Origin of the sequence: Nostoc sp., from assembly GCF_036917375.1 — a bacterium.
Lineage (GTDB): Bacteria > Cyanobacteriota > Cyanobacteriia > Cyanobacteriales > Nostocaceae > Nostoc.
In genome coordinates, this window is sequence record NZ_JBALDN010000093.1 from 60,902 (window position 1) to 87,202 (window position 26,301).

General features: G+C 39.7%; 23 protein-coding genes and 1 pseudogene. 12 read left to right on the forward strand and 12 right to left on the reverse strand.

The window, feature by feature from the left end; translation table 11 throughout:
- Positions 1-39 precede the first annotated feature (39 nt).
- Positions 40-1,023: a sucrase ferredoxin gene (locus V7K45_RS24205; RefSeq protein ID WP_335007500.1), complete on the reverse strand. Its 984-nt coding sequence runs from the start codon at positions 1,021-1,023 to the stop codon at positions 40-42.
- A 1,101-nt stretch (positions 1,024-2,124) separates the two neighbouring features.
- On the opposite strand from V7K45_RS24205, the gene V7K45_RS24210 reads away from it, so the two are divergent.
- Positions 2,125-2,895, forward strand: coding sequence for a Mut7-C RNAse domain-containing protein (locus V7K45_RS24210; protein ID WP_335007564.1), 771 nt, complete (start codon positions 2,125-2,127; stop codon positions 2,893-2,895).
- 4 nt (positions 2,896-2,899) lie between these two features.
- Here V7K45_RS24210 and V7K45_RS24215 read toward each other — a convergent pair whose 3' ends face one another.
- Positions 2,900-3,121: a hypothetical protein gene (locus tag V7K45_RS24215; RefSeq protein WP_335007501.1), complete on the reverse strand. Its 222-nt coding sequence runs from the start codon at positions 3,119-3,121 to the stop codon at positions 2,900-2,902.
- Positions 3,122-3,232: 111 nt separating this feature from the next.
- On the opposite strand from V7K45_RS24215, the gene V7K45_RS24220 reads away from it, so the two are divergent.
- From V7K45_RS24220 to V7K45_RS24240, 5 genes and pseudogenes are all read left to right on the forward strand, one after another.
- On the forward strand, positions 3,233-4,207 hold the full coding sequence (locus V7K45_RS24220) for an ROK family protein (protein ID WP_335007502.1): 975 nt from the start codon (positions 3,233-3,235) through the stop codon (positions 4,205-4,207).
- A gap of 385 nt (positions 4,208-4,592) precedes the next feature.
- A complete protein-coding gene (locus tag V7K45_RS24225; RefSeq protein ID WP_335007503.1) occupies positions 4,593-6,176 on the forward strand; it encodes a hypothetical protein in 1,584 nt (527 codons plus the stop codon).
- A gap of 295 nt (positions 6,177-6,471) precedes the next feature.
- Positions 6,472-6,954 (forward strand): tetratricopeptide repeat protein, encoded by a 483-nt coding sequence (locus V7K45_RS24230; RefSeq protein WP_335007504.1) that lies wholly within the window; start codon positions 6,472-6,474, stop codon positions 6,952-6,954.
- 554 nt (positions 6,955-7,508) lie between these two features.
- A pseudogene (locus V7K45_RS24235) lies at positions 7,509-7,844 on the forward strand (hypothetical protein); the annotation flags it as partial.
- Between the two features lie 408 nt (positions 7,845-8,252).
- Positions 8,253-9,149 carry an HNH endonuclease gene (locus V7K45_RS24240; RefSeq protein WP_335007506.1) on the forward strand — a complete coding sequence of 299 codons (897 nt, stop codon included), beginning with the start codon at positions 8,253-8,255 and terminating at the stop codon, positions 9,147-9,149.
- A gap of 108 nt (positions 9,150-9,257) precedes the next feature.
- On the opposite strand, the gene V7K45_RS24245 is transcribed toward V7K45_RS24240, so the two are convergent.
- From V7K45_RS24245 to sufB, 6 genes are all read right to left on the reverse strand, one after another.
- Positions 9,258-9,890, reverse strand: coding sequence for a Uma2 family endonuclease (locus tag V7K45_RS24245; protein ID WP_335007507.1), 633 nt, complete (start codon positions 9,888-9,890; stop codon positions 9,258-9,260).
- Between the two features lie 120 nt (positions 9,891-10,010).
- Positions 10,011-10,619 carry a hypothetical protein gene (locus V7K45_RS24250; protein ID WP_335007508.1) on the reverse strand — a complete coding sequence of 203 codons (609 nt, stop codon included), beginning with the start codon at positions 10,617-10,619 and terminating at the stop codon, positions 10,011-10,013.
- Between the two features lie 101 nt (positions 10,620-10,720).
- Positions 10,721-11,983, reverse strand: coding sequence for a cysteine desulfurase (locus V7K45_RS24255; protein ID WP_335007509.1), 1,263 nt, complete (start codon positions 11,981-11,983; stop codon positions 10,721-10,723).
- Positions 11,984-11,998: 15 nt separating this feature from the next.
- Positions 11,999-13,372 (reverse strand): Fe-S cluster assembly protein SufD, encoded by a 1,374-nt coding sequence (sufD, locus tag V7K45_RS24260; protein WP_335007510.1) that lies wholly within the window; start codon positions 13,370-13,372, stop codon positions 11,999-12,001.
- On the reverse strand, positions 13,372-14,160 hold the full coding sequence (gene sufC / locus V7K45_RS24265; protein ID WP_335007565.1) for a Fe-S cluster assembly ATPase SufC: 789 nt from the start codon (positions 14,158-14,160) through the stop codon (positions 13,372-13,374). The genes sufD and sufC overlap by 1 nt, the downstream gene beginning before the upstream one ends.
- A gap of 107 nt (positions 14,161-14,267) precedes the next feature.
- Positions 14,268-15,707 (reverse strand): Fe-S cluster assembly protein SufB, encoded by a 1,440-nt coding sequence (gene sufB, locus V7K45_RS24270; RefSeq protein ID WP_109009508.1) that lies wholly within the window; start codon positions 15,705-15,707, stop codon positions 14,268-14,270.
- Between the two features lie 435 nt (positions 15,708-16,142).
- Between sufB and sufR the strand changes: the two genes are divergently transcribed.
- The gene (gene sufR, locus V7K45_RS24275) at positions 16,143-16,826 is read left to right on the forward strand and encodes an iron-sulfur cluster biosynthesis transcriptional regulator SufR (protein ID WP_335007566.1); all 684 of its coding nucleotides are present in this window, start codon (positions 16,143-16,145) and stop codon (positions 16,824-16,826) included.
- 103 nt (positions 16,827-16,929) lie between these two features.
- Positions 16,930-17,190, forward strand: coding sequence for a hypothetical protein (locus V7K45_RS24280; protein WP_335007511.1), 261 nt, complete (start codon positions 16,930-16,932; stop codon positions 17,188-17,190).
- 185 nt (positions 17,191-17,375) lie between these two features.
- Here the strand turns inward: V7K45_RS24280 and V7K45_RS24285 are convergent, their stop codons facing one another.
- Positions 17,376-18,008: a hypothetical protein gene (locus V7K45_RS24285; RefSeq protein ID WP_335007512.1), complete on the reverse strand. Its 633-nt coding sequence runs from the start codon at positions 18,006-18,008 to the stop codon at positions 17,376-17,378.
- Between the two features lie 335 nt (positions 18,009-18,343).
- On the reverse strand, positions 18,344-18,670 hold the full coding sequence (locus tag V7K45_RS24290) for a YbjQ family protein (RefSeq protein ID WP_100900674.1): 327 nt from the start codon (positions 18,668-18,670) through the stop codon (positions 18,344-18,346).
- A gap of 649 nt (positions 18,671-19,319) precedes the next feature.
- Here V7K45_RS24290 and V7K45_RS24295 point away from each other — a divergent pair.
- On the forward strand, positions 19,320-20,000 hold the full coding sequence (locus V7K45_RS24295; RefSeq protein ID WP_335007513.1) for a tetratricopeptide repeat protein: 681 nt from the start codon (positions 19,320-19,322) through the stop codon (positions 19,998-20,000).
- Between the two features lie 2 nt (positions 20,001-20,002).
- On the opposite strand, the gene V7K45_RS24300 is transcribed toward V7K45_RS24295, so the two are convergent.
- Positions 20,003-20,905 carry an ABC transporter ATP-binding protein gene (locus tag V7K45_RS24300; protein WP_335007514.1) on the reverse strand — a complete coding sequence of 301 codons (903 nt, stop codon included), beginning with the start codon at positions 20,903-20,905 and terminating at the stop codon, positions 20,003-20,005.
- 251 nt (positions 20,906-21,156) lie between these two features.
- Between V7K45_RS24300 and V7K45_RS24305 the strand changes: the two genes are divergently transcribed.
- From V7K45_RS24305 to V7K45_RS24315, 3 genes are all read left to right on the forward strand, one after another.
- Positions 21,157-22,752 carry an alkaline phosphatase D family protein gene (locus tag V7K45_RS24305; protein ID WP_335007515.1) on the forward strand — a complete coding sequence of 532 codons (1,596 nt, stop codon included), beginning with the start codon at positions 21,157-21,159 and terminating at the stop codon, positions 22,750-22,752.
- A 190-nt stretch (positions 22,753-22,942) separates the two neighbouring features.
- Positions 22,943-24,217, forward strand: coding sequence for an AAA family ATPase (locus V7K45_RS24310; protein WP_335007516.1), 1,275 nt, complete (start codon positions 22,943-22,945; stop codon positions 24,215-24,217).
- Between the two features lie 8 nt (positions 24,218-24,225).
- The gene (locus V7K45_RS24315; protein WP_322699314.1) at positions 24,226-24,750 is read left to right on the forward strand and encodes a hypothetical protein; all 525 of its coding nucleotides are present in this window, start codon (positions 24,226-24,228) and stop codon (positions 24,748-24,750) included.
- Between the two features lie 44 nt (positions 24,751-24,794).
- On the opposite strand, the gene V7K45_RS24320 is transcribed toward V7K45_RS24315, so the two are convergent.
- A complete protein-coding gene (locus tag V7K45_RS24320; protein ID WP_335007517.1) occupies positions 24,795-26,162 on the reverse strand; it encodes a sensor histidine kinase in 1,368 nt (455 codons plus the stop codon).
- Positions 26,163-26,301 lie beyond the last annotated feature (139 nt).

The window sequence follows — 26,301 nt, forward strand, 5'->3', positions numbered from 1 at the left end:
GCTTCCCTTGGAGTCCCTCTGCGTTTAAAAACTCTCTCTCTACTTCTGTATACTATAACTCATTACCTTACTAGAGGTAATCCAAAAACTACCGACAGCATATTTAGTAACTACTAACTCTCGTGTCGCATTGCATGAACTTTTCAGTTGTTGAGTCTTCGTTTCATCTTTCACAAGTTTAGCCTGGTAAGTATAAAGAGAACCACAAGGTTGTTCAAAACTAATTTCAGCTAAGATAGTACTATTGTCTAAACTTTGCTCTAAAATTTTTCCTGCAACTTTGTAATTAAACCAATCCCATCCTTTATAGAGAATTAGTTCTCTTTCCAAAACCTGAAGTGCAGCAGGCAGAATTCCCCAGCCTCGATAGACTTGATGTAAGCATTGAATATCACCAGTACGAGTCAAAATCGATCTAAATGAATCTCGATCGAGACGACCGTAATATCTTCCTTCTGGCAAGTCTATAACTGTTGGTGCAAACCGATGTCCACCAAAGTGCGATGATTTCCAAATTCGCACATTCTCTAAGCACAAATCAGCATTACTCGCTGTTATTTGGAAGTAAAAAGGAGCGCCATATCTCGCACAACACTTATCATGGCTACCGTGCGTACAAACTAAAATATCTCTAGTTGTACTAGTTTCTACTTCCAAATTGGAATCGATACCCCATATCCATTTTTGGACAACTCCTGCTACTTGCTCAATATTTGCTAGCTGAAACTCCTGCTTTTGGTATCCATTACTTAGCCCCTCTTCTTTTTGATAAATCAAAAGCGTAGTGTGATTTACCTTGTGTGATAAATCATTAGCAATTAGGAGAAATCTAATCGGTAGTTTCGCACGCTTCACTTCTTCTACCAAAATCCTCAAATTCTGAGGCACCCACTTGGAGTTAAAGGCTTCTGATGTCCAAGGTAAAGGACACTCAACTAAAATATAAGTTTGATAATTGGTGGCACTACCAATAACATCTTCTCCTACTTGCCGCGAATCATCAGAACAAAAAAAAGTATTCATCTCGCTGTACTCATTAGCATATTTTATGGACAAAAGGTATTACAAAATACAATTGTGTTCTTAACTACAATATCCTTGGTTCAAGGAGATAAAAAAGAACAATATTCATTTCCGAGTTAAAACTAGGTAGCCACTTTATAACATCATTATCGCTCAAGGTCTTTCCGGTTAATAAATTCTCCACAATAAAGATAAATAGTGTCAAGAGATATTTTTCCGTATGAGTGACGTTAATTTTGTATCTAGTTTTATTGTTATTTGGTATTTAATAAATTTTCATTAGCGGAAACTCAGTTTTTCTGAACTTGGTCTCTTTGGCAAAATCAAATATATTAAACCTAGTACATAGACGCAAAGCGACTTGGAGAGTTACCGACGATTAACTTGCTGACAATATTGATGTAGCTGATACTACAATCAAAAATGTTCCTAGCAGCAACCTAGTTGTTTAAAGTTTTGCTGAAATTATCTACATAGCTAGTTACATATCCTGTTTTTACATATAGAGATATAATTCTGTGCCGATATCTGAAAAATATATTTCTAAAGGTAGATGCGGAAACATTTAATAAACAGAGATTGCTTTGGTAAGTCAATACTGTTTTAAGACTTCTTCCACACTATCTGCTTTCAATTTATCTATCGGATTATCCATATTGCAAATAATTCTCAATAGGTCGAGAAAATAAAAAAGTCAAATTAGGGGTAAATGCTTTACTTACCCGTACTCCATCTGCGATAAGTTAATAATTAAAAGTAGTGACTAATTATTAGCAGTGTCACTGACATTAACATTAACAAATTTGCTATTTAGCGTTTTACCTAATCTAACTTCCCGAAGCTTGTGTCAGGGTTTGATGATAGGCATCTGCTTTGACTGTAACTGAAGTCAATAAGAAATGCAAGTTTTTAAGATTCTTTATGACTTATTTACAGTTTGTTGCCTCTAGGACATTGCTTAAATCAAGGTGAACAGGGATTTCATAGTAAGATAAGTCACTAAAACAAGCATTGATAGTTTCAATATAATAGATAAAGTTTTGCAATTGTGACAAATTGTTGCTAGTAAAGGCACACTTACTAGTCCAAATATCTCAAGCTATGGCGATCGCATATTTCTACTTTCATGCAGAATTGAATCATTTTTTACCACGCCACCACAAACAGGTGAGAATCTCTCATGTGTTTGAGGAAAAAGCCTCTATTAAGGACATGATTGAGTCGTTGGGTGTCCCTCATCCAGAGGTGGATTCGATAAATGTTAATGGTGAATATGTAAATTTTTCTTACATAGTTTCCGATGATGACACTATCAATATTTATCCAATTTCAGCTAGGAGTCTTATTATACCAAGCATTTCTGTTCTGCCAAAACCGCTCAGTATTATCCGTTTTGTTTTAGATATTCATTTGGGGAAGCTGGCGAAATCTTTACGACTTTTAGGTTTTGATACTTTATACCGCAATGACTACGAGGACGAGGAATTAGCCCAAATATCCTATACTCAAGCGCGGATTCTCTTGACTCGTGATAAAGGTCTATTGATGCGTAGTTTGGTAACGCATGGGTATTACGTTAGAAACACTAACCCTCAACAACAAATCCTAGAAGTACTGCAACGCTTCGACTTATTTGAATTAATTTCACCATTTAAACGGTGTTTGCGTTGCAATGGATTATTAGAACCTGTAGATAAACAATCCATTATTGAACAAGTGCCAGAAAAGGTGCGATGCCTACGGCGGCAAGCTACGCAGATTGATGAATTCCAGCGTTGCCAAGACTGCGATCGCATTTATTGGAAAGGTTCACATTATGAACGATTACAACAGTTTATTGATGGCGTAATTAACTCACAAAGAAATGAGTAACGATTTACCCAGCTGAAATATTCCCACTTATTATTTGACTACCCCCAATTCTGGGATCTTCATCTTCGCGATTCAAATCATCAGGAGTGGGATTTTGCTTACTCTCTCCACTAACTTCTTCTGGTTCAATGGGATCTGCCTCTTGAGCTTTATCAATATCAAGAGAGCGAGGAGGTTCTTTGGCTTGAGAGAAATCGATAAGTGGATCGGGTTGCTCAGTAGTCATAAGTTGCTAAATAATAGTGTAGTTTTTTCTAGTGTTAAATGTATCTTGAGTGCAAACATCTTTCTTCAGAAAGAAACTACGTTGTGTGATGGTGTAATAAAAGGTGAGTGAATGACATTAATTTTAGCTCTCGATTTTGGCGGAACTAAGCTGGCAGCAGCAACGGTAAATGCTGGTTCTAGAAAGTGGTTGCGTTATGAACGTTGTCTCTCGCCAGTAGGTGCAGATGCTAGCACTGACTTGGAAATTATGCGATCGCTTATTTACTCTCTACTGCAAGATACAAAACCTGCTGCGATCGGTGTCAGCTTTGGCGGTCCGGTTGATGCTTCCACGGGGATGGTTCGACTATCTCATCATGTGGCTGGATGGGAAAATATTCCTCTCAAAGCTTTGTTGGAAGAGGAGTTTGGCGTTCCTGTTGATGTAGATAATGACGCGAATATTGCTGCTTTGGGAGAACATCGCTTTGGTGCTGGTCAAGGATACGATAGCCTGTTTTACATCACTGTCAGCACTGGCGTGGGTGGTGGTTGGATACTCAACGGGCAGCCTTGGCGGGGTGCTGGTGGGATGGCTGGCGAAATTGGACATATCGTTGTAGATCCGGCTGGGCCACTTTGTTTGTGTGGGAAGCGGGGATGTGTAGAACGGTTGGCTTCGGGGCCTTATATGGCGCAAAATGCTAGGGAAATTTTGGAAAAGGAACCGCAGAGGCGCGGAGTACTCAGAAATGGAGAGATTTTGAGGGGTTTGGTGGGGAATAATTTAACGTTGCTGACGGGACAGTTGGTAAGTGAGGCGGCGGCGGCTGGAGATGATTTGGCGAAGGAAGTTTTGCACAAGGCTGCTTGGGCACTGGGTGTGGGTATTGGCAATGTGGCGAACTTGATGAATCCGCAGCGCTTTGTGTTGGGAGGCGGTGTGACGAAGGCGGGGGAGGATTTTTGGCGGGTAGTGCGTCAGGTGGCGCGGGAGACGGCTTTGCCAGAAGTTGATTTTGAAATAGTGCCGGCGGTGCTGGGGGATGATGCACCTTTATGGGGCGGAGTGGCGATCGCTTCTATGACAATCCCGAATTTGTAACTGAGTGACGTGTGGAATGCATAAGTGCAAACAGAACTGGGTAGAGGATATAAATTTAGGCAAATAAATCTTAATACTTAGCTGAAAGATGGAATGGTAAGTTTTTTACAGTTTATCTATCGATAGGTACTAGACAAAAATTTTCAAGTAGCTTTTTTCCTACTTACAGAGACGAGGAAGATTTCCCCGCCGTAGTATTTATTACGGTAGAAAACATTCTATTCTCATTTCTTTGCTCCCTTCCGTCCATCCATCGCTTTTCCCTCCCCTCCTTTGACTTTGAGTAATGATAAAGATTCTACGCTCCTTTCTTTCCTACGCAGCTTTAGCTACTATTATTTTAGTAGCTGTAGTCACAACCCATTTAGTAACTACGCAGAAAATTGTGGCTGCCGAATCTACCAGGAGCTTGTACGTCTACGTATCTCCCACGGGAAGCGATACCGGAGGCGATGGATCGCTAGTCAAGCCATTGAGGACGTTGGCGTATGCAGCAAAACAAGTTCAACCGAATCAAAACTACACGATTTATTTGAACCCAGGTGTTTATAGGGAAACGGAAGCGACGGTACTTCCGCCGGGAGTGAATATTGAGGGAGCGGGTGAATCAAGCGTGACTATCACTAGCAACAGTGCGATTCCTGCTCCTGGAGTAAACACTGGCAGCACCGACTGGAGTCTTTGGCATCATGGAAGCATTATTCAGCTTGTCTCGCCTAGCTACTCAGGCTCGAACCCTCGGTATGGGTCTCCTTCCGAGATGATTGAAGCGACAGACGGCAATCAGACGTTAGGCGGCTTCACCATAGATGGGAACGGCAAAACCATCAAAGCCGGTATCTGGGTAGAAAATCGTAACAACGTGACTATGCATAATATCACGTTAAAAAACTTCCAGCACAGTGGTGCAGTTTTTACCCGTGGCAACATGTGGTGGTACGTTCCGCTTCCAGAGGGAAAGTGGATGAAAAACACAACGATACATGATTGTACGTTTATCAACTCCGCAGCCGATGGAGTATCGGGAGGATCTACCGGTAATTTGAGACTTGGAGGGCTGGATGGTGCTGACATCTACAACATTACTATCCGAGAAAATAAAGGATACGGCATCAAGTTCATGCATGTAGGTCATATACGTAACGTGAAGATTCACGATTGCGATATCCAGGTTCCAGAAGTTGATTCCCAGTGGAGCGAGGATGCTTCCATTGAACTTTGGAATTTGAGTTATGGAAACGAAATCTACAACGTTACCTGTAATACGTGGTTATCGATGGTCAATCATTCAATAATGAATGAATACCAGCCGACAGCTACACACCCAAGCAATCTCAAGATACGAAACTTACGAATAAAAGATATTGACGGACAGAGTGTTAAGGAGTCAATCGAGGTTGCCTTGAGCGGAGTAGAGATATCCGACTCCTACTTTCAGGATAAAAGCTTCGGTATTGCGATCTGGGGAGGGAAAGCATGGGGCGGAACTATAGAAAATCACGATATCAACATCCACAATAATATTTTCGCAAATGTCGCTCGTAAAGTTCAATTTGGTTTCGGGAACAGTGCTGCCGTCTTCATTCCCGATCCAGCTTCCAACATCCAGATTCACAACAACGTGTTGGATACATTAGGGAATAGCCTACAGATAAACTCCGCAGACAGGATATCAATCAAAAATAATGTGTTCTTGAACTCTCAAGGAGACGATGTGCAAGGAGGTAAGAACATTGTTTTCACTAATAATCTCCGCAGAAATACAAACCCAGCAAAGCCAACTTGGCAGATCCAATTCGCGGTTAATGCGACAAACATCCAGGGAGACCCAAGATTTACAGGCACGGGCGATCGTTGGAACTCTTACTACAAGTCCGCTTCGCCACGCAGTCTTGTAGTGGATAAAGGAACTGATGTCGGACTTCCTTACTCCGGTTCGGCGCCTGACATCGGTCGATGGGAGTTGTAAGGAACGTTGATTTAATAAAATCCAAATTTTGGGATTGAACTTTGGCTATACCAAAGCCTTAAAGGATAAAGTGTCCGAATTGAGAGCCTAGAGGACATGATATTAGTCAGTTTTTATTTTTATGACTCTAAATATCTAGTGTGGTATTAGCCATATTGTTGAACACAATAAATCACACATAAATTTCATAATTAGCGATTAATCACGGTTAATTTAAAGATGACTTTAAAAATGATTTAATCGATGTATTTTGTGAGAAAGTTAATACAAAGGTATATTCACTGATCTCAAATTCATGGATTCTTTATTTATCAATTCCTTACTTGAAGAGTTGAAAAACCCGGATGCCACAGTGCGCGACAAGGCAACCAGAAAAATCTGGCGGATCTGGTTTCAGCAAAAGGGAATCTATGGGCTGGAAATAATTGACCGCAGTCAAAAGTTACTAGATGCAGGTGAAATTGCTGAAGCGGAAACAGCGCTGACAGCATTAATTAAAGACCAGCCAGATTTTGCCGAAGCTTGGAATCGTCGAGCTTTCCTCTATTACAGTATTGGCGATTATCAAAAATCTCTGGCAGATTGTCAGATAGTTGTACAGATAAATCCAATACATTTTGGGGCGCTTCATGGTATGGGCTTATGTTATGCAGCACTAGGAGAGTATAGTCAAGCTATCAGAGCTTTTCAACGTGCTTTAGAAATTCAGCCCTATTCCCTAGTGAATCAAAAGTTGATTCTAGAATGTACATTTAGATTCAGCTACAACGGCAGATAGGAGAGAGCATCATACTGTTTTATGAATCTGTTATCATCGTCATCAACAACAATTCATCGCCTTAGTCGCTATAGTTTTATTCAATACGCTTCTATCTGAATTAATAGCAGCGTCATTGCTGCTTGTACTAACAGTAACCAACCGTTAACTAACAGTTCTTGGTTGAATAAAGTTAACTTTAGTACAAACTAGATAGCCCAAGCGGAACATGATGGATTTTACTAAACGATGTCTACGACGGGCTGCGCCTACGCCACTGGTATTTACAAAGACTACAGTTTAGATATAACTATCAAAATGAGTGGTCTCTAGGTTCTCAGTGGTACTCAATTGTTGATGAGAGTATGGTAGATTTCTTTATGAGTTATGGTATGGATGCCGTGAATGCCATAGCCACAGTTACAGCAATTTTCAAGAAAGACCCCTGGTGTCTTATTGCACATCCCAACTCAGCAATTAAAATTTTTGCCGATCTTATCTTTAACTCTGTTAAACTAAAAGTTTTTCTAACTATAGCAATCCTAAATGAGTTGTAAAAATCGAGAGACTAAGAGGATATAGAGGTTTTGTATTATGTTGTTTACAATCCCCAACGCCGGAGAAAACCACCTTTAGAAGGTTATCGCTTTGTAAATGGTGAATATGTATTGCAACCAGGAAATTTCGTTTGCTTATCAGAGATAGGTTTACCAATTGGTTATGAATGGGAAACCTATCAGGGAATTACGCGGGATTGGTTGTATTGGTATGACAAAGAAGGAGTCAGATATTTAACACCAGAAGAGCGAGCGATCGCTGCTGAACAACGGGCTACCACTGCTGAAGAACGCGCTCAAAGACTAGCACAGGAATTGCGAAGGTTGGGGATAGATCCAGATTCTTTGAGTTGATTTTGCGGGGTGCGATTAAGTTAAGTCGCCCAGAACAATTCAATATATATCATGAATAAATATAAATTTAATGTAGGGGAGCCACTGCATTGCGCGGGTTTCGCACGTTGTAGCAATTAACGTTGTGTTATTCCGTAGGCTAACCCACCTGGAATTGTTGACGGTGCATTGCGCTGCACGACAACACACCATACATTTAAATTCCTGTGGAAAAAGCCACGCTTTTTAGGAGCTAGAGGATTCACTGTGAAAAATCAGGTGAGCTTGGCGTCATAAATTTTATGTGTTAGTACAGATTTGGTTGATTAGTTCAGCAATAGACAATAGTAAGAGTTTTGACTTAATTACTTAATACGTTCTCGTAGCGGCAAAGTAATTATTAAGAGTCTTTAATAAGCTAAAAAATTTATGAAAATAAACGATAGCCAAGTAAACCAAGTACTATATATTAATCTAGGTAGAAAAAACGAATGGCAAAAAGATTGTATTTACAAGGATAACACTCTTCGGCTGAGTTATAAACAGATATCTCATCAACTTTGTATTGATAAAAGATGGAGTGCAGTAGAAGAACAATTAAAAATTTTCCGTAGTGGTAAACCTAAAGGAGTAGCAACAAACGACCTTAAACAAATACGTTATTTTTATCTAAATGGTGAAGATACTTTATGGATAACTTTTTTTGAAGACAAGTTATGGTGGTGTTTTTCCAAAGCTCAAGTAACTCAGCCAAGAGACACAACATATAAAGAACGACCTGTTAAAGGTAAATGGTGTTGTTTAAATTTACAACAGCAGCCTTTAGAAGCAAGTGGAATAGATACAAGTTTATTAAAGATAGGGAAGCATTTTCAAGGAACTATTTGCCGAGTTAACCTAGATGAATATGTAATACAACTAATTAATGGAAGTCAGAAACGAAAAATAGATATATTACAATATGAAAATCAAATTCTAGAAGATTTTCAGGATTTAATAAATGAAACAGAAGAAGTTCGTGTAACTCGGATTAAAAGGTATAAAAAAATTATAGATAAACTAAAGGATAAATATAATAATCAGTGTCAATTTGAAAATTGTAAGTTCACTTTTCAAAAAGCTGATGGAAGTTTTTACTCAGAAGGTCATCATTTAATTCAATTATCTAAGGAAGGTTCGCAAGAAGCAGATAATGTTATTATTGTGTGTCCCAATCATCATAGAATGCTACATTATGCTAATACAGAATTAGGAAATCTTATTGAAAAGAATAAACGCCTAATTAAAATTAATGGAGAAGATTTCTATATACTTTACATAAATTAAGATTTTAAGGATTTCTATAAATACAAAGCAGCTTATACAATCACTATAATACCTAAATAGTATTCTTATTGTTGAGCGCAATGGTTACATCGATAATTTCTGCCTCAACTAATCTATGTTGTCCCTCACCCAAGCGCGAAATGATTTCAGCAAAGCAATTTCCCCCATATCTTTACTTTGTTGAATAAATTTGCTGATTTCATTTACTGATACTAAAGGAAAAGCAATACTAAACTCAGACTCCACATATTGCCCTTCTATCAACTGATAAAATTTTAAATTTTGCCCATCATATCTCCAAAGTTCAGTTACACCCAACGCTGAATAAATCCCCAATTTGTTGACAGAACTACTGGTAATGTCAATCTCAATTGCTAAGTCAGGCGGCGGATCATTTTCTAAATCTAAAGTTTGCTTACCCCTGATAGCTAGTTCATTCTGAATATAGTAGCAAGTATCTGGTTCTATTCCCCGCTTTGATATTTTCCGCTTCAATGTTGTTGAACCAGCACTTCTCACTTCAATTCCTAATTCTTCAGCCAAAGCAATAATAAAATTACCAAAATTACTTTTAGGATTTTCGTGTTCAAAAAGTGGAGTCATGATTTCTAAAACACCGCAATCATAAGCAAACCGAGAAACTCTATCTTCACCCGTATCTCTCAACAAGGCTTCAAAGGTTTCCCAGCTAATGTTATGTAGCACTGTTCTTTGTTCACCAACCGTTGACTTGACAAGCATATTAAAATAATTCGTAATGACGCTCAATGACTCGCTAAGGCTACGCTAACGAAATTCGTAATTAAGATTTGTAACAAAATTTAGACTTCACCACAAAACTTGTTAAACCTCCAGAATTAGTTAAAATACTTCTTCTGTCAGGATGTTAGATAAAATCCCGATAATCTTACCTATGTCATTAATATAATACTCGCTCAAGTCAATTTCAATCACTTGCCCAATAAGTTTCAAAAACTTCCAGTTAGTTCCAGTGGTGACAGTTCCATAAATTGCCTGAATGTTATTACCCTCACGTTCATTAAACAATTTAGCTGCTAACATCTCTGCTACACACTGACCTAATCCTGCATTGATATTTTCTTTTTTAGCTTCTACAATTGTGACAACTGGTGCATTCAGAATTAGTAACTCTGATGAACGACTAATAATAAAATCGCAATTTCCATTTAAACCTTGTGCGGAATCAACAGTAAAATCGATACCAGAAAATAAACTTATTTGATTATTTAAATATTTCCTTACAGCAATTAAAATAGGCGCAATAATCATCTCTGAACGTGATTTTTCAGTATTACTAGCAAGAGCCAAAGGTACATTTTCCTGCAATATTTCTACAAGTAATGCTGGACACTCTACTTCATGTACAGATGCAAATATATCAACTTTATCATAAATAGTTAAACCAAAGGTTTTTCTAACTCTATATAAAGTAAAGTCACTGTATGACACTTTAGTTGCTCCTGTAAATAATCCAGATAATTAAATTGTGCCAAATATTAGCAAGATTTTGCTGATATTTGGCACAATTAGTATCTAAATATTTTGTAACTTTAAGCAAGGAAACCTGCAAAAAAGTCGAGAGTTTCTTTCAGTGCTTTGATGAAAATATCAATTTCCTCGCGGGTGTTGTAGAAAGATAGACTTGCTCGTGCGGTTGCAGCAAGACCTAAGTAACGGTGTAATGGTTGTGTGCAGTGGTGTCCAGAACGGATAGCAACGCCTTCTTGATCTAATAATGTAGATAAGTCGTTGGCGTGGACTTCTCCGGCTGTGAACGATGCAAGAGCGGCTCTCCCTTCACCTTTTGCATTTGGTTTGGGGCCGTAAATTATAATTTGGGGAATTTGCTCTAATTGTTGGAACAAATAAGCGGTTAATTCTGCTTCGTAGGCGTGGATTTTATCCATGCCGATACTGCTAAGATAATCTATCGCAGCACCAAGTGCGATCGCTTCCCCAATTGCAGGTGTCCCAGCTTCAAATTTATGCGGTAATTCTGCATAAGTTGAATGGTCTAAATACACCTCTGCAATCATTTCACCACCACCAAAAAATGGTGGCATTGATTCTAATAATTCCAACTTGCCATACAGAAATCCTATCCCAGTTGGCGCACACATTTTATGACCAGATGCTACCAACCAATCACAATCTATCTTCTGCACATCTACAGGGTAATGAGGAACACTTTGGCAAGCATCAACTAAGAATTTAGCACCGTAGCTGTGAGCGATCGCACCAATTTCTTCCACTGGATTAATGCAACCCAAAGCATTAGAAATATGCACCACCGACACTAACTTTGTTTTTTCGGAAATCAGCTTTTTAAACTGTTCCAAATCAAAAGTTTCTTCTGGTGTTAATTCCACAAATTTAAGTACTGCACCCGTTTTTTGCGCCACCAATTGCCAAGGCACAATATTACTGTGGTGTTCCATCACCGACAGAATAATTTCATCCCCAGGCTGCAAATTATTCATTCCCCAGCTATAGGCTACTAGGTTAATCGCTTCGCTTGCGTTGCGCGTGTAGACGATTTCCTGACGCGATGCAGCATTGATGAATTTGGCAACTTTATCTCTAGCACCTTCATAAGCATCAGTAGCTTTAGCACTCAGTGTATGGGCACCTCGATGCACGTTAGCATTATATTGCTCGTAATAATCCCGCAGGGTATTTAATACGAACAAAGGCTTTTGCGATGTCGCAGCATTATCGAGATAAACCAAGGGTTTCTCATTGACTTCCTGATGCAATATCGGGAAGTCAGCGCGAACTTTATCAGCAAGGGTTTTGGTAGGAGTAAAAGTCATTGGTAGATTACGTTATTACTCATTAGTCAGGGACTTGAGATTATTCACTGTGTTTAAAAGGATTTCTCGCAGAGAGGGAATCGGTATTTGGTTGATAACTTCAGCAGCGAAGGCGTTAATTAACAACTTCCGAGCATCGTTTTCATCAATTCCTCGACTTTGCAAATAAAATATTTCATCATCTTCCAATTGGCTAACGGTAGCACCGTGAGCGCACTTTACATTATCCGCAGTAATTTCCAATTGGGGTTTGGTATCAACTCTGGCTTTCGATGATAGTAGCAAATTGCGATTCAACTGGGACGCATTTGTTAACTGCGCTGGTTTGGGTACAAAAACTTTACCATTGAACACCGCATGAGCGCGATCGCCTACAATACATTTATGCAATTGGTCACTTGTACCGTGAGGATAGTTAAGTGCGATCGCACTGTGAGTATCAGACAACTGCTTACCAGAAATTATCGTCAAACCATTGAGAGTGGTTTGTGTCTGCTCACCAGTTTGTAAAATCTCCAAGTTGTGCCGTGACAACTTCGCACCTAAAGTTATGGCATGACAAGTATATCGACTATCACGAGCTTGTGCGATCGCAGTTTTCCCAATATGAAAAGCCTCTGCACCTTCTTGCTCAACCCTAATGTGACTAACTTGGGCATTTTCACTAACCCAAATTTCCGTAACCGCGTTAGTTAAATAAACTCCGTCCTCCGCGCTCTTGGTGTCTTGGCGGTTCGTATATTCCTCAACCAACGTCACCTGCGAACCACTTTCCGCCACCACCAAACAACGCGGCTGCGAAATCATCGCCGTCTCACCCACAACCGAAATAAACACCAAATGAATTGGCGTTTCAACTACCACATTCTTCTTCACCCACACCACAGCAGCATCAGTTATCCCAGCCGTATTGAGAGCAGTAAAAACCTCCTGCGCTCCCTCAGCTTGAGCTAAATACTGCCGTACACCCTCCTGCTCAACCGCAGACAAACCAGCCAAATTACTCACGACAATTCCAGATGGTAAATCTGAAACTGCGGATAACTCCGGCGCAAAAACGCCATTAACAAATACCAAACGACTATTAGCCGCCTCTGGCAAAATATCAAATACTAGAGACGCAAAATTTCCCGCCTCTACATTATTAAATTGCACCTTTCGTAGAGACGACAAATCAGTAAATCGCCATTCTTCCTCGCGGGTAGTCGGGATAATCGAGTGACGTACCCAATTTGCAGCACTTTGGCGTAATTCCTGCAACCAACCTTCTGTTTTAGTTGCCGTTACTTGATTTAATAACCCAGTCAGATAATCATCTCTATCTAACATCGATGTTAAACTGACTGCATTTGAGTTAGGTATTGGACTAGGAGATACTTGAATATTCATTACACACCCACCCCAGCAGCAAATTCTTCCAGCACCCAGTCATAACCGCGAGACTCTAATTCCAGCGCCAGTTCTTTACCACCACTCGTAATAATCTGCCCTTGTGCCATCACATGCACGAAATCAGGCACAATGTAATCAAGTAATCGCTGATAGTGAGTAATCAAAATTGTCGAATTGTCTGGACTTGCCAGTTGATTTACCCCATTCGCCACAATTCGGAGCGCGTCAATATCCAAACCTGAATCTGTTTCATCCAAAATTCCTAACTTTGGTTCCAGCAACGCCATTTGCAGAATTTCATTCCGCTTTTTCTCACCACCAGAAAACCCTTCATTCAAACTCCGACTGAGAAAACTGGCATTCATCTTTACCACATCCAGCTTTTCCTCAATCAAATCGTCAAAATCAAAAGCGTCTATTTCCTCTAAACCTTGCGCCTTCCGCCGAGAATTGTACGCCACCCGCAAGAAATCCAAATTGCTCACACCCGGAATTTCTAACGGATACTGAAACGCCAAAAATACACCACTTCTAGCGCGTTCCTCCGGCTCAAACTCCAACAAATTTTGCCCCTGAAAAATCACCTCACCGCCAGTCACCTCATACGCCGGATGCCCAGCCAACACCTTAGAAAAGGTACTCTTACCAGAACCATTCGGCCCCATGATCGCATGAATTTCACCCGATCGCACCTCCAGATTCACACCCTTAAGAATCGGTGTCCCATCAACATTAGCCGTCAGATTCCGTACTGACAGCACAACTTCACTATTTTCAATAATCATCTTCTCTCCCTTCTCTTTCTCTGCGCTCTCTGCGCCTCTGCGGTTCGTCATTCTTCCTAAAGATAAACACAGAAAGCCGATGTCTCTGTGTTTATCCTTGCTTCCATTTATCCAACACTGCCTTCCAACTTCAAACTCAACAACTTATCAGCTTCCACAGCAAACTCCATCGGTAGCTGATTGAAAACATCCTTACAGAAGCCGCTAATCATCATCGAAATAGCATCTTCAGAAGAAATACCTCGTTGAGCAAAGTAAAATAACTGATCTTCCCCAATTTTAGAAGTAGAAGCTTCATGCTCCACCTTCGCACCGTTATTTTGCACCTGAATATAAGGGAAGGTGTTGGCATGGGCATTATCCCCAATCAGCATTGAGTCACACTGAGAATAATTTCTCGCCCCTTTAGCCGTCGGATTAACTTTCACCAAACCCCGGTAGCTATTACTAGAATTACCTGCGGAGATTCCTTTAGAAATAATTGTACTGCGGGTATTCTTACCTACGTGAATCATCTTACTACCCGTATCAGCTTGCTGCTGATGATTTGTCAGCGCCACCGAGTAGAACTCACCCACAGAGTTATCACCCACCAACACACAACTAGGATATTTCCAAGTAATTGCCGAACCTGTTTCTACTTGAGTCCAGGAAATCTTGGAATTTACACCCTGACACAAACCGCGCTTGGTGACAAAGTTGTAAATACCACCTTTACCATTAGCATCGCCAGCGTACCAGTTTTGCACGGTGGAGTATTTAATTTCGGCGTTGTCGAGGGCAACGAGTTCCACAACTGCGGCGTGCAACTGGTTGCTGTCATACATTGGTGCGGTACAACCTTCGAGGTAAGAAACATAACTACCTTCTTCGGCGACAATCAAAGTCCGCTCAAATTGTCCCGTATCACCAGAGTTGATGCGGAAGTAGGTAGACAGTTCCATTGGGCATTTCACGCCTTTAGGAATGTAGACAAAAGAACCATCGCTAAATACGGCGGCGTTCAAGGCGGCAAAATAGTTGTCAGCGATGGGAACAACGCTACCCAAATATTTTTTGATCAGCTCTGGGTGTTCTTGCAACGCTTCCGAAAACGAACAGAAAATAACGCCATCTTCCGCTAGCTTTTCTTTAAATGTAGTGGCGACAGAAACGCTATCAAAAATTGCATCAACGGCGACATTTGCCAGCCGCTTCTGTTCAGATAGGGAAATGCCTAACTTCTCAAAGGTTTCTAAAAGGGTTGGATCAACTTCATCCAAGCTGTTTAGTTTTTCTTTCTTACGTTTTGGCGCTGAGTAGTAAATGATATCCTGATAATTGATTGGCGGATACTTGACATTCGGCCAAGTTGGTTCCGTCATTTTTTGCCACTGGCGATAAGCTCTGAGGCGAAAGTCCAGCATGAACTGCGGCTCGTTCTTCTTAGAGGAGATCAAGCGGATAACGTCCTCGTCTAGTCCACGCGGAATAGTGTCGGCCTCAATGTCGGTGACAAAGCCGTACTTGTAGGGTTGGTTGACTAAGGTTTTGACAGTGGCACTCATCAGTAATAATCTCTCGTGTTCGGAACTTGAATCTCTCTATAAGGATGGGAGACGGGGTTTCTTTAGCCGATTCCCATCTACCGTTACGGAATGGTTACACGGCTGCTAGAATAGTGGTGGAGAGTAAAACAACAGCTATGTTGTTTAATCTATCTTCATTTTACGCTAAATTAACAACAACAATGTTGTCAAAGTCAAACAATTTTGGATTTTAGATTTGCAATTTGGGATTGAAAGAGACCACAAGGGTGCTTGGCTCAAGGATTTTAGATTGACGATAGCGTAGCGGGGCATATACTAGAAAACTTTTTTAATCCAAAATCGTTCGACTGAGCGAAGTCGAAGTCCAAAATCCAAAATCCAAAATCGGCACGGTCAAATTTTGAAAGAAATTAATTTTTGGGGCGTTCGCTGAACGTCTCGCACCACATGAAGATGGCGACTACCCACCAGTCCTCAACCAAGCAAGATATCCTAGAATATCTGCACAAACACGAAAAAGCAACGGCTTTGGAGCTAGCTGAAGTTTTAGACGTTACCCCCCAAGCTATTCGTCGCCATCTCAAAGATTTGGAGACGGAGGAGCTAGTTTTGTATTCGACATCAGTGCAGGCAACGGGGATGGGGCGTCCGCAGCATCTTTATGAATTGAGTCGTCAAGGACGCGATCGCTTGCATCGAACAATGAGCGATCGCTTTGGTGATGGCCACGGAAATTTTGCGGTTTCGTTGCTAGACACCTTAGCCGAAACGGTAGGACACGACCAATTTAAATCGATTTTAGAGAAACAGTGGCAGCGCAAAGCCAAAGAATACCGCGATCGCGTCGGTAACGGTTCACTGCGAGAACGTGTAGCCAACTTAGTAGAGTTAAGAAAAGCGGAAGGCTTCATGGCAGAGTGTCATCCTGTTGATGTAAATGACTCCTTTGAGAGCGATCGCTTTATCTTAATGGAGCATAACTGCGCTATTTCTAACGTTGCCGAGTCTTTCCCCAGCATCTGCGGTCACGAATTAGAAATGTTTGCAGCCGTCTTACCCGATTGTAACGTAGAGCGCACCCACTGGATTATTGATGGCGAACACCGTTGTGGCTATTTAGTACAAATTCGCCAGTAAAATTATCATAGATAAACTCGGTTTACATCTAGCCCTGGTAATGGATAATAGCTAAATAGCAACTACCTATTATCAATAATCAACTAAGTTTGAGATAGCATTTATGGATGTACCAACACAGCAACCATCGGCACAATTTTTAACTTTGGAAGAGTCAGCAAAAGTAGATGCGGCGTTGTTGTCTTCCCCAGAAAAGTTTTTAACAAGATTGACAATTTCATCACTGAAGCTTTTGAAACATATTGCCCAAGAGTACGGTGTTACTATTGAAGATTTGACCGCGCAGCAAGTAATTGCCTGGTTTGAAAAAGATGGCAAAATTCGACGCGAGCAGGGAATTGAAGGTTCATATCTGAAATGGTAAACTGTGGTAGTAAAGTTTGCATTTCATGTTCAGTTAAGAAAATTGTAGCAAGCTACGTTCCTCAACCCAACCTCGTATAAGTTGAGTTTTAGGCTTAACAACTGTATTGTGCTATAAATAAAAAGCACCTTTTTCAAGGTGCTTTTTTTTATTTATAAATAACATTTGATTTTTCAAACAATTATTTAAGTATTGTAAGTGTTAGTACGAGGAGTACGAGCGCCAGTTACGGCTCCAATCATTGAGGCTATTAAACCCAACAAAGAACCAAACACAAACCACCACAATCCCGAACGTATATTAGCTGCCGTTTCACGAGCTTGTTGGGCACTTATGTTTGCTTGTGGTACATTAACACCACCTTGCTGTTGTACCTGGTTTATGACTTCCCCAGCGTTAGAAGCAGCAACACCAAAAGCACCAGATACTCCACTTGCTAAAAGCCATGAGCTAACTGCCAAAGTCGTTGCCCAAAGAATTGCGCCGTTAAGAAGAGCTGTATTACGGTTCATCGGCCCACAAGCGCGGGCTGTAACCCAACCACCAGTAAACAGGGAAATTAGTAAAGCGATAGTTGACCAAAGCCCCGCATTACCCGCAGCGTTAGGAGCAATTGTTCTGGGTGCACCTGAACCTGCAACTGTGCCTGCCGCAACCGCAGCAATGATAGAACTCAAAATTAATTGTGTAGCTAAAGAAACCAACAAACCAGCAATAATTGGCCCCCAGCGAACACGGTCGTGATATTCGGCTACTCGACCTGCTACCACAGTATCAGTAGATATAACGTCATTGCCTGTCCGATTTACGTATGACATCGCTTATGTTCTCCAGTGCTGTTTCAGCAAAGTTCCTGCTCGGGTATATTCATGTTTATGCTTCAAATTAAATAACTAAATGTTCTGTTTTAATCTCTATCGATAGAAAGATTTAATAGGTCTGTCTTTAGCTAGAAAAAACAAACTTTGTTTAACAATTTTTAATATAGTTTAGTGTTCATTTATGTACTTTTCCTAAGATTTCCATTTAAAAACTTTTAACTTAAAATATAACTATTAGCTAGCTATCAAAAACCAGCTTTAAAGATGTACGCCATTAGACTTAATCTAACTAAAGCTGTGTAATGAATGTCAAAAGTAAAAATCATCAAAAACTAACGCATCCTCACAGCAGTGCCTGTGGCAGTAATCAGCAAAAGAACTCCTGACTGGTCAAGATTGATTGTGCCAGTATCAATTTCAATCCCAATTACAGCATTTGCTCCTAAACGTTGTGCGCGTTGTTCTAATTCTTCTAGTGCCTTGCGTTGACCCTGCTCAAATAGACGCTCATAGCTACCAGTGCGTCCACCGATAATATCTCGAATCCCAGCCAAAAAATCTCGTAAGAAATTGCTGCCATAGACGACTTCTGCTGTCACAATGCCTAAATATGATTCAATCACGGCTCCTTGAATGACATCAGTGGTAGTTATAATCATAAATTAACCTCCTATATAGAATATATCTTGATATTTATTATTAAAGTATTTTGATAAACACTTTAACAATTGTAACTATTATTACAGAATATAGGTTTGATAAACATCCTTTCATACAATTTTAGATTGCACTTTGGGGTTAGTCTTGTTCTAAACAGATTAATGTAACATTTTACAGTTTAAATTTATCTTATCTTTGAATGACCAAAAAAGGATGTAAATGCCTGAATGAAAACTTCTCAAAGGGTAGTATCAAGGATTAAAAATATCATAAAATTGGATACAGAGTCAGCAAGCTTTTAAATGAAATAAAAATAGGAATAAACGTCAAAGCCTATAAGCTTGCTGTATCAAAATCTAGGATGAAGTCAGATTCCTGTTGAGTTTTTCTGGGTAACACGTATAACTACTGATTAAAAAATGTGTAGTTTTGTTATAGTACTGGTTTATATGTATGGTATCTCCACCTGCCTTCGATCGCTGACACTTCATCCTTCAGTAAAAACTCTGTTATGTAGTGCTAAATGTAAAAGAAAAGAAAATGAACTATTAACATCTGAATCAATACGAAGAAATACAGTTTTCAAAAGTCCATATTTTTGTTTTAATGTACAAGAAAAAAGTCCTCTAAAATTTCAGGAAATTTACTGTGTACAAGCCAACATCATTCGTGTTTAGTGTGGTGTTACTAGGATGTTTTACTTTCACCCTACCTTCAGTAGCTCAGGCTCAGGTATTAGTGGCGCAAGCCAAAAACCCAGAGTTAAAGCAATTACTGGAGGAAGGACGGAGGTTAGTGAATGCTGGAGATTATGGTGGTGCGATCGCTGTTTATCAGCAAGCAGCTAGTTTAGATCCGAAGAATGCTAAAATTCATTCAGGTATTGGGTATTTATACGCTCAACAGGGAAATTACCAAGCAGCATTAGCAGCTTATCGTAAAGCGATCGGTATCAACCCAAACAATAGTGATTTTTACTACGCTGTGGGTTACATCAAAGCCAATTTGGGCGACACCCGTGGGGCAAAGGAAGGTTATCGTCGTGCCATACAGTTGAACCGTAACAACGTCAACGCCTATTTAGGATTGGCTGTAACCCAATCCCGCATGGGAGACTATAATGCTGCTACCTGGGCATACCAACAAGCAATCGACTTGGATAAAAACAACGCCCAGACTTATGAGTTGATGGGTTCGATGTATAAACAGCGACGACAAGCCAAACAAGCAAACAGCTTGCTTCAGAAAGCCCGTGATTTGTACAAGCGGCGCAATGACCCAGATGGCGTAGAAAGGGTAGAAGCCATGCTACGGCAGTTAGGAGGATGAGGTTAATCTAACTGGCGTCCCGTTAATTCCACAAAAATATCTTCCAGATTAGAGGGACGCACCATCATTCCGGTTTTATCGGGCTGTTCATTCAAGTAGATATTTGCTGCTTCCAATGATGGGAAAAACAGATATTCCCAATTACGAGCGCTATCACTTCCCACATTAGATACACCTAATTGTTTCATCACTAAACCTTCACCGTGAGCAGAACGCAGCTGTTGTAAAGTTCCCAAAGAAATCAGCTTACCGCTATCCATAATACCGATGCGTCCTGGCTTGGTAGAACCAAAGGCATCGCACAAAAATTCGACCTCATCCATATAATGGGTCGTTAGTAGCATCGTCATCCCTTGTTTATTTAAATCTCGAATAATTTCCCAGAGGCGTCGCCTAGTCTGGGGGTCTAGTCCTACCGTTGGTTCATCTAAAAACAAAATTTGCGGTTGATGCAATAAAGCTCTCGCAATCTGCAACCGTCGTTTCATACCCCCAGACAGGGTTTTTACTAAATCATCGCGTTTTTCTGCTAGCTCAACATACTCTAGCCATTGATTAATCAATTTTTGTCGCTGCGGGTTACTAATGTGATGTAGTCTCCCGTGTAGTTCCATATTTTCCCAGATGGTTAAATCATTATCCACGCTGACTTGTTGCAAAACTACACCAATACTCTGTTTTGCCAACGTTGCTTGGCTCGTAACATCATATCCACCTACTTCTATGCGTCCTTGGGACGGTTTTGTGAGTGTAGTCAGCATCCTAATTGTGGTGGATTTACCCGCACCGTTCGGGCCAAGTAGAGCAAATATCTCCCCTGCTTCAATTTGGAATGATAGGTCATTGACTACAGGTACATTGTTGTAAAACTTGTAGACATTTTCTAGAAATACAGCAGCAGTCACGTCGCTTCGCTCCAAATTAAAAATTAAAAATTAACCAACTCATAAATAAATTTAGTTGCTCTATATCCTTTTTTGTTCGGTCATGGATAAATTTGCTCACACCAGTTCATAATCAAGACTACCATTCTGATTACATCAAACTAAATATATTTTATTAACCCTTAGATAACTCAATCTTTACTTGTTGACATAACAAGGTGTGGTAAACACTTATCCTGTAATACTTTAGTTTAAGGTTGCTGTTATTTAGTATGGAATCTCATCACCCATTGAAGCTAAATCGGCGTCAGTTTTTGCTACATTCAGCTATCACTGCTGGCGGAATTATTTCCACAAATTTTGTCGCTAAATCACCAGTTTTTGGGGAAGCACCTGCAATTATCACCTCTGATAGAATGCGTCCTGGCATACCTTATGGCGTAGCTAGCGGAGATATATCTAACGATAGCATCGTGATTTGGAGTCGGAGCGATCGCCCTGCCAAAATGATTGTAGAATATTCTACCAGCGAATCTTTTCGCAATGTGCAGCGAGTTGTGGGGCCTAATGCTTTAAAAAATAGCGACTTTACAGCACGACTTTATCTGAAGAATCTACCACCAGACCAAAAATTATTTTATCGGGTGATTTTCCAAGATTTAGATTATCAACGGACTTGCAGCGCTCCTTTTTATGGTACTTTCCGAACTCCCCCCAAATCTGGACGAGATATATTCTTTGTGTGGGGTGGTGACACTGCCGGTCAAGGATGGGGAATTAATCCTGATTTTAGTGGGATGAAAATTTACGAAACTATGCGCCAACTTCATCCCGACTTTTTCATTCATTCGGGCGATAATATTTATGCTGATGGCCCGATTCAATCAGAAGTAACTCTAGACGACGGCACAATTTGGAAAAACATCACGACACCAGAAAAATCCAAAGTAGCAGAAACTCTCACAGAATATCGTGGTAACTATATCTACAATTTGCTGGATAAAAATATCAAGCGTTTCAATGCTGAAGTTCCCATATTGGCACAGTGGGACGACCACGAAACAAGAAACAATTGGTATCCTGGACAAATTATCCTCAACGATGACCGTTATACAGTTAAGGATGTTAACTTACTAGCTCAAAGGGCAAGACAAGCATTTTTAGAATATCTGCCTATTGGATATGAAAGCCCAGATAAAGCGAAAATTTATCGCTCTTTCAACTATGGTCCATTATTAGACATTTTCATGCTGGATGAGCGCACCTATCGGGGGCCAAATTCCCCCAATAATCAGCCAGTAGCAAGTAAAAAAACAGACTTTTTGAGCAAAACACAAGTGCAATGGTTGAAAAGACAATTGCTGTCATCAAAAGCAACATGGAAAGTGATTGCTAGTGATATGCCTTTGGGACTTATAGTTAAAGACGGTAGCACTGATTTTGAAGCTTGGGCTAATGGAAATGGCCCAGCTTTAGGAAGAGAATTAGAACTTGCTGATTTACTACGATTTATCAAAAATAAGAATATCCAGAATGTTGTTTGGTTAACTGCTGATGTACATTACGCAGCCGCTCACTATTACAACCCCGCCAAAGCACAGTTTACCGACTTTAAGCCTTTTTGGGAGTTTGTTGCTGGGCCGCTTAACTCTGGTACATTTGGTCCCAATGAATTGGAAAATACCTTTGGTCCACAATTAGTATTTCAAAGTCTTCCTCCAGGTACAAAAGCAAATCGACCCCCAAGTGAAGGTTTGCAATTCTTTGGAGGAGTTAAAATTGATGGAAATACAAAAGTGATGACAGTAACACTGCGTAACTTGGCTGGGAAGACTGTTTACAGTGTAGATTTACCGCCAGAAAAATAAATCGCCAAAATCACAGTGAGAGGTAGCCAGTTAGATAGAGTAATTACGCAATTTTTTACTTTGTCTGCTGGCTTTGCTGTTTTTTGGGTGGGATGTTGAAGGATGAAAAAATTGTGCGATGCCTACGGCGGGCTTTGCCAACGCCACTGTTAGGAGCTAAATTTAAGTAGGTAGAGTTTTGGAGTTGATCATGCTTAAACAACTCATTCTTGAAAATTGGAAAAGTTTCCGTTATGCCGAGCTTCCACTTGACCCGTTGACTGTTCTGATTGGGACAAATGCAAGTGGTAAGTCTAATGTGCTTGAAGCTTTGGAATTCTTGCAAAGAATAGCACGAGGTGAGAATATTGAAGCGGCTTTAGCCGGAGATAAAATACTTTCATCTATTCGTGGCGGTATAGAGTGGGCTGCACTTAAACCGGAAAAAGAATTTACATTAAAAGCGTTGGTTGCAGGCGAAGATGAAAAAATTGATTATTTATATGTTATAAAAGTTCAAACAATACCTGAAATTAGAATTATAGAAGAATATATCGAGCCTAAAATATTGAGTGAAAATATTTTAAATGATTCTCTAAATATAATTACCACTAAAAGTTGGCATTTTCCAACTAGAAGTGGTTTAAAAGAAGTGAATTATCCTATCAATATGGATGAAATGATAAACTTATCAAAATATTTAAATGGCAAAAACATTTCTGAAATCTACGTTGGAACTGAAGAATTCCAAAACATATATAATGAATATATCACTTTAAATCAAAAAGTTAAAGAATGCGTAATTTCTAAGTTAGAAAATATATTAATTCTCAATCCTGTCCCTTCAAAAATGCGTGATTACTCACGCCTGTCCGACACTTTTGAAAGTAATGCATCTAATATTGCGGGTGTGCTAGCAACGTTACCTGATGAACGGAAAGAAAAAGTAGAATCAACGCTATCTACCTACGTCCAAGATTTACCAGAAGGTGATATTCAAAAAGTATGGGCAGAAAAAGTGGGTAGATTTAGTACTGATGCAATGCTCTATTGTCAAGAACAATGGAAACCTGGTCAAGATCCAACGGCGATTGATGCTAGAACTATGTCCGATGGAACTTTACGTTTTATAGCAATACTCACAGCATTGCTTACGCAGCCAGAAGGAAGTCAACTAGTAATTGAAGAAATAGATAACGGGCTTCATCCCTCGCGTGCAGAATTACTGGTAAGAATACTGCGAGAGATTGGCAGCAAAAGAAAAATTGATATTTTACTTACTACTCACAACCCAGCTTTACTTGATGCTTTAGGCCCAGAGATAATTCCTTTTGTGGTTGTCGCACACCGCGATTCTGAAACTGGAGAAAGCAAACTAACTCTTTTAGAAGATATTGAAAATCTTCCTCTTTTGTTAGCATCAGGTACTTTAGGCAGATTAGCAACTAAAGGTGCAATTGAAAAGAGCCTTTCTGATAATAAATAAAGTTAAATATGAGAAAGGTTTTGATTATTGACACATCAATACTTTGCGTTTATTTAGGTGTACCTGGTAAAGAGACTTGTGGTTCTGATAACGATAAATGGGATAAAAAAAGAGTTGAAGCCCGTTTTCAGGCAGAAGAAAAACAAGGTGCAAAGTTTATACTACCAATAGCAACAATTATAGAAACTGGTAATCATATTGCACAAGCTAACTCTAAGCGATACGAAATTGCTCAAGCTTTCGGTAATATTTTAGTAAAAGTAGCAGATGGAGTTATACCTTGGGGAGTTTTTGAAACTCAAGTAGGTGAACTTTGGAACTCAGAGCAATTGAAACAACTGGCTACTGAATGGCCTACTCTAGCATCTAGAAAAATTTCTATCGGAGATGCGACAATTAAGACTGTGGCCGAATATTACGCCAAAACCAGTAGCACATTTCAAGTAGAAATTTTTACGGGCGATGGCGGACTCAAGGCTTATGAACCAGCTATCCCAGCACCTACGCGTCGAAGTACTCGCAAAAAAGCATAGAACGATTAGTATTTACCCAAAATAGAGATTTTTTAACTAACTTTTCAGGAATTAAGTTCGACAGGAATTGTAATAATAAACTCGGTTCCTTCTTTTATGGTAGATATACATTGCAGTTGACCACAATGTTTTTCTACAATAATTTGATAGCTGATAGATAACCCTAACCCAGTGCCTTTACCGACGGGTTTAGTGGTGAAGAAGGGGTCAAACAATCGCTTTTGTATATCCTTGGGAATTCCAGTACCATTATCGGCAATGCGAATCACTACTTGCTGATTGTCTGTGACTTCAGTACGAATACGAATTACAGGTGATTTTAGAGTTGAATAAGCTGATTCAAAACTCTCGAATATAGCATCAATCGCATTCGATAGAATATTCATAAACACTTGATTTATTAAACCAGGATAGCATTCTACCAGAGGGAGATTTCCATACTCTTTATCAATAGTAATTAGCTGACCTGTTTGCTGATTTATGAGACGGCTTTGTAATATTATTAGAGTACTATCAATACCTTCATGAATATCAACTATTTTTTTATCAGATTCATCGAGGCGAGAGAAGTTACGCAATGAAAGAACTATCTCTTGGATACGCTCAGTACCAAACTTCATAGAATCAAGAAGCTTGAGGTAATCAGCAGTTAAAAATTCTAGTTCTATTTCTGCGATCGCGTCTTCAATTTCTGCCACTGGTGCAGGATAATGGTGTTGGTATAGGCTAATTAACTGTAGTAAATCTTGAGTGTAGTTGAGTGCATAAACAAGGTTGCCAGCGATAAAGTTCACAGGGTTATTGATTTCGTGTGCAATGCCAGCAACAAGTTGTCCTAAAGCAGCCATTTTTTCATTTTGAATTAATCGCGCATAGTTATTCTTAAGTGTACGAAAACCTACTTTAGCAATTCTAGATTGTTCTTCTACTTTCTCTAGTTGAGCTAATGTTAAAATATGAATTTGGGAATAAGCTAAAAGTAAATGATGGAAATCGAGTAGCTTATAACTACCTAACTGAGTTTCTATTAAAATCGGCTCGTATACAAATTGAGGTTCTCGCTGCAATGCTACCTTATTTGCTTCTACAATCAGCGTATCCTCAGAAATGATACATACATCTGGCTGAAGAAAGTTAATCAGATTAATCGCAGGTCGTTTAGAAAATAGTGGAAAACTATAGGGACGGCTCATGTGTTCAAAAAATCTTTGTCGAGAAATCATCCCCAGATAGTCATGATTTTTCACCAGGATAATTCCTGGTAGTAAAGGTTCTTGCTTAAAGAGTGTATTCAAATCATTTGCTGGACTATCTGCTTCGACGTAAACAGACCAAAGTGGTAATTCTTGCAAAGTAGACTCTAATCGCAAGTTCAGATTATTAGCATTCGTCATGGTATGTATAGATAACATACTTTAAATCCTTAACCTTGAGTTAACATTTCTGATAACACTCCGAATCAGCATTGCGATAATTGCAAAGTTAATCAAACTTATATTTCCCTAATTAATGCTGAAAATTACAGTTCTGCTGCAAAACTGATGATGTTAG